Origin of the sequence: Amycolatopsis sp. SID8362, from assembly GCF_010550475.1 — a bacterium.
In the GTDB taxonomy this organism is placed as follows: Bacteria; Actinomycetota; Actinomycetes; order Mycobacteriales; family Pseudonocardiaceae; genus Amycolatopsis; species Amycolatopsis eburnea.
Genome location: NZ_JAAGNB010001577.1, coordinates 1 through 4,455 on the forward strand (window position 1 = coordinate 1; position 4,455 = coordinate 4,455).

A 4,455-nucleotide genomic window follows, 5' to 3' on the forward strand; every position below is an offset into this window, starting at 1 on the left:
GCGGACGGCGGCCGAACGCGCCGAAGCGGCTCCGCGCGCCGAGCGCGAGGCCGAGGAGAACGAGCTGACGCTGCACCTGAGCCGCGTCGACCGGGCCGGGCTGCCCGCCGAGCTGGCCGAGGAGCTGACCGACGCCGAGCACCGGGTGGTGATCGCCCGCCGCGTCCACAACGACGCCGTCCGCGACACGCTGCGGCTGCGGCGGCGGCGCAAGGTCCGGTACTTCAAGCTGGCGGGCACGGCGCCGCTGCCGGAGTACTTCGAGTTCGCCGAGCCGGAGGTCTGACATGTGGTGGGTGGTCGTCGAAGAACAGCGCGGCGGCGGGGACGCGCGCGCCTGGAACGTCACCAAGACGAAGCCGGCGGGCGGCGACCGCGCCCACGCCGACGAGGTGGCGCGGCGGCTGGCGTTCGAGCACGAGCCGGTGCACCCGTCGGGGGTCAAGGAGCGGAAGGTCCTGCGCGTCGGTGACGGCTACCTGGTGATCGCGACCGGGCGCACCCAGACGTTCCACTTCCGCGTGACGCTCGGCGAGACGGTGACGGCACCCGAATGAGCTGGTGGGTGATCGTCGAGGAGCAGCGCGGCTCGGAACGGAACTGGTCGCTGTCCGAGCAGTTTTCCTTCGCGGATCGGGAGACCGCCGAGACCGAGGCGCTGCGGCTGGCCCGGGAGTACGAGCCGGCCTACCCGTGGTCGCCGAAGTCGCGGAGGGTTCTGCGGGGTGACGGCGGCTACCTGGTGGTCGTCGAGGGCCGGGCGTCGGTGTTCCACTTCCGGCTGAGCGTGCTCGAAGAGATCTGAAACCACCCCGGGCGCGGGCGCGTCGGAGCGGCATGGGTTCGACGTGGTGGGTGGTCATCGAAGAGCAGGGCGGCATGGGCGACGGCCGGGGCTGGGGCGTCGCCGACGCGGCGGGGTACGCCGACCGCGACACCGCGTTCGACGAGGCGTACCTGCTGGCCAAGCAGCACCGGCCGCCGCGGCCGTTGTCGCCGCAGAAGCGCGTGGTGCTGCGCGTGACCGACGGGTACCTGGTGCTCGTCAAGGGCAAGACGGACGTGTGGCAGTTCCGCGTGACGGTGGGCGAACAGGCCGGCGGCTGACAGACTGGGCGGCATGAGCGAGACCTGCGACGTCGCCCACGGCGCGGCCGAGGCGGACCCCGATGTGCGGACCCTGGTGGCGGTGTTCGCCTCGCCGGTCGCGCGGCACCTGCTCACGTTCGCGCGGGAGCTGGGCTACCACGTCGCGCTGTACGAGCCCGACCCCGCGCGGGCGACCGACGGGCCCGAGGGCGTCGAGGCGGACACGACGCTGCCGCCCCTCGACGTGTCGGCGGACGTCGTCGTCACCGACCACCACCGGCCGGAGCTGGGGGAGGTGCTGAAGGCCGCGCTGGGCGGGAACCCGCGCTGGATCGGCGTGCTCGGCAACCCGCGGCACCCCGGTCCGCACGTGGCCGCGTTGCAGGGGCTGGGCGTGCCGGACGACGACATCGCCCGGGTGCACCGGCCGGTCGGGCTGAACATCGGCTCGCGCACGCCGCCGGAGATCGCCATCGCGACGCTCGCCGGCCTGCTGGCCGACCGTAACGGCCGACCCGGCGGCTTCGACTTCTGACGTGGTCCAGTGGTCGTGAGTGTTCAGGGCGGTTAGAACCGCCCTGAACACTCACGACCGGCCACGGCGTTCAGTGGACCGCCATCCCTTCCGGCATCGGCTCGAAGCGGGCGTGGCGGCGGGTGAACGTCGCCGTTCCCGAGGTCATCGAGCGCAGGTCGATCAGGTACCGCACCAGTTCCGTCGCCGGGACCTCCGCCCGGATCACCGTCCGGCCGCCGTCGCCGGCTTCGGTGCCCAGCACCCGGCCGCGCCGCGACGACAGGTCGCCCAGCACCGTGCCGAGGTGCTCGTCCGGCAGCCGGATCGCCACCTCTTCGAGGGGCTCCAGCATCGTGATGTGCCCGCTCGCCGCCGCCTCCCGCAGCGCCAGCGCGCCGGCCGTCTGGAACGCCGCGTCCGAGGAGTCGACGCTGTGCGCCTTGCCGTCGACCAGCGTCACCTTGACGTCGACCACCGGGTGCCCGTCGGCCAGCCCGCGCTGCAGCTGGGCGCGCACGCCCTTCTCGACGCTCGGGATGAACTGGTGGGGGACCGAACCGCCGACGACCTTGTCGACGAACTGGAACCCGCCGCCGCGCGGGAGCGGCTCGACCTCGATGTCGCACACGGCGAACTGGCCGTGCCCGCCGGACTGCTTGACGTGCCGCCCGTGTCCCTTGGCCGGCTTGCTGAACGTCGAGCGCAGGCTGATCTTCACCGGCTCGGTCTCGACGTCGGCGCCGCCGGCCCGCAGCCGCGAGAGCACGACGTCGGCGTGGGCCTCGCCCATGCACCACAGCACCAGCTGGGCGGTTTCGGCGTTGCGGTCCAGCCGCAGCGTCGGGTCGCCGGCGACCAGGCGGGAGAGGTTGCGGGCGAGGGTGTCCTCGTCGCTGCGGGTCTTCGCGACCACCGCGACCGGCAGCAACGGCTCCGGCATCGCCCACGGCTCCATCAGCAGCGGGTCGTCGGGCGAGGAGACGGTGTCGCCGGTTTCCGCCGAGCCGACCTTGGTCAGCGCGCACAGGTCGCCCGCGACGCAGTACGGCACCTCCCGCAGGTTCGCGCCGAGCGGCGAGTAGAGGTGCGCGACGCGCTCGTCGGCGTCGTGGTCCTCGTGGCCGCGTTCGGCGAGGCCGTGCCCGGACACGTGCACCGGCCGCTCGGGGCGCAGCGTCCCGGAAAACACCCGGACCAGTGACACCCGGCCGACGTAGGAGTCGACCGCCGTCCGGACGACCTCCGCGGCGAGGGGGCCCGCGGGGTCGGCGGTGATGGCGGCGTGCGTCCCGCCGTCCGGCGTGGTGACTTCGGGCGGCTGGTGCTCCAGCGGCGAGGGGAACGCGCGGACGATCCCGTCGAGCACCTCGGTCAGGCCGATCCCGCTGGTCGAGCACACCGGGATGACCGGGTGGAACGACCCGCGCGCGACGGCGGTCTCCAGGTCGGAGATGAGGGTGTCCTCGGCGATCTCCTCCCCGGCGAGGTACCGGTCCATCAGCGACTCGTCTTCGCTCTCGGCGATGATCCCTTCGATGAGCTCGTTGCGGGCTTCGGCCATCCGCTCGAGCTCCGCCGGGTCGGGCTCGCCGATCTTCGCCGGCAGCCCGCCGGAGTAGTCGAAGTACCGCTGGGTGATCAGCCCGACCAGGCCGTCGCCCGCGGGCAGGTACAGCGGCAGCACACCGTCGCCGAACGCGGCCCGGCACGCGGCGATCTCGGCCATCGCGTCGGCCCGGTGGTGGTCGAGCCGGGAGACGACGACCGCGCGCGGCATGCCGACCGCGGCGCACTCCTCCCAGACCGCGACCGTCGCCGCGTCCACCCCCTCGGCGGCGCAGACGACGAACAACGCCGCGTCGGCCGCGCGCAGCCCGGCCCGCAGTTCCCCGACGAAGTCCGCGTACCCCGGCGTGTCGATCAGGTTGATCTTGTGGCCCTGGTGCAGCACCGGCGCGACGGAGAGGCCGACCGAGCGCTGCTGGCGGACCGCCGCCGGGTCGTGGTCGCACACCGTGGTCCCGTCGACGACCGAGCCCGCGCGCGGCACCGTGCCGGAGGCGGCGAGGAGGGCCTCGGTGAGGGTGGTCTTCCCCGAACCGGACGGGCCGACGAGCACGACGTTGCGCACTTTCGCGGGGTCGTCCACAGCGACGGCGGCCCCGGTGTCGGCGTTCTTGGCTTGTTTGTCTGCCATGACGACTCCTCGGCGAACGGCTGGTGTACGGGATGTGTCCTCGATCACACACCCGCTACCCTGGTCACGGCAAGGCAGGGCCCCCGGGACCAGCCGAATGCCCGGGGGCACCCGGGGCAGGGGGAGTGACGTGGACAGGCGGACTTTCTTGCGGGTTTCCGGAGCGGTGCCGGTGGCGGGCCTGGCGGGGTGGCCGCCGCCGGACGACTGGGCGCGGCTGCGCAAGCGGCTCTCGGGGCCGTTCTTCCGGCCGGGCGACCCGGGTTACCCGGAGGCCAAGCTGGGTTTCTTCACGATGTACGACGACCGGATGCCGGCCGCTGTGGTCGGTGCCGCGCGCGTCGAAGACGTCCAGCTGGCTGTCGGGTTCGCGGCCCGGCACGGGCTGCCGGTCGCCGCGCGCGGCGGCGGGCACAGCTACCCCGGCTATTCCACAGTGGACGGCGGGATCGTCGTGGACCTGAGCCGGTTTTCGGGCGTCGAAGCACGCCCGGACGGCCGCGCGGTGATCGGCGCCGGTGCCCGGCTGGGGCCGGTCGCCACGACGCTCGCCGCGGCCGGGCGGGTGCTCCCGGCGGGCAGCTGCGACACGGTCGGCATCGCCGGGCTCGCCCTCGGTGGCGGCGTCGGCCTGCTCGACCGGAAGTACGGG

At 73.6% G+C, this 4,455-nt stretch carries 6 protein-coding genes and 1 pseudogene; 6 read left to right on the plus strand and 1 reads right to left on the minus strand.

Annotated elements, in window-relative coordinates; genetic code table 11:
- From G3I65_RS48770 to G3I65_RS48790, 5 genes and pseudogenes are all read left to right on the plus strand, one after another.
- A pseudogene (locus G3I65_RS48770) lies at positions 1-286 on the plus strand (NUDIX hydrolase); the annotation flags it as partial.
- Between the two features lies 1 nt (position 287).
- Complete coding sequence (locus G3I65_RS48775; protein ID WP_125315201.1) at positions 288-557, plus strand: hypothetical protein; 270 nt, start codon at positions 288-290, stop codon at positions 555-557.
- Complete coding sequence (locus G3I65_RS48780; protein ID WP_160702400.1) at positions 554-805, plus strand: hypothetical protein; 252 nt, start codon at positions 554-556, stop codon at positions 803-805. Before G3I65_RS48775 ends, G3I65_RS48780 begins: the two co-directional genes overlap by 4 nt.
- Positions 806-837: 32 nt before the next feature.
- A complete protein-coding gene (locus G3I65_RS48785; protein WP_160702402.1) occupies positions 838-1,107 on the plus strand; it encodes a hypothetical protein in 270 nt (89 codons plus the stop codon).
- A gap of 13 nt (positions 1,108-1,120) precedes the next feature.
- Positions 1,121-1,624: an XdhC family protein gene (locus tag G3I65_RS48790; RefSeq protein WP_160702404.1), complete on the plus strand. Its 504-nt coding sequence runs from the start codon at positions 1,121-1,123 to the stop codon at positions 1,622-1,624.
- Positions 1,625-1,694: 70 nt separating this feature from the next.
- On the opposite strand, the gene G3I65_RS48795 is transcribed toward G3I65_RS48790, so the two are convergent.
- Positions 1,695-3,803, minus strand: a complete 2,109-nt coding sequence (locus G3I65_RS48795) for an elongation factor G-like protein EF-G2 (protein WP_160702406.1) — start codon at positions 3,801-3,803, stop codon at positions 1,695-1,697.
- Between the two features lie 130 nt (positions 3,804-3,933).
- On the opposite strand from G3I65_RS48795, the gene G3I65_RS48800 reads away from it, so the two are divergent.
- On the plus strand, positions 3,934-4,455 hold a 522-nt coding region (locus G3I65_RS48800; protein WP_160702408.1), incomplete at its 3' end, for an FAD-binding oxidoreductase.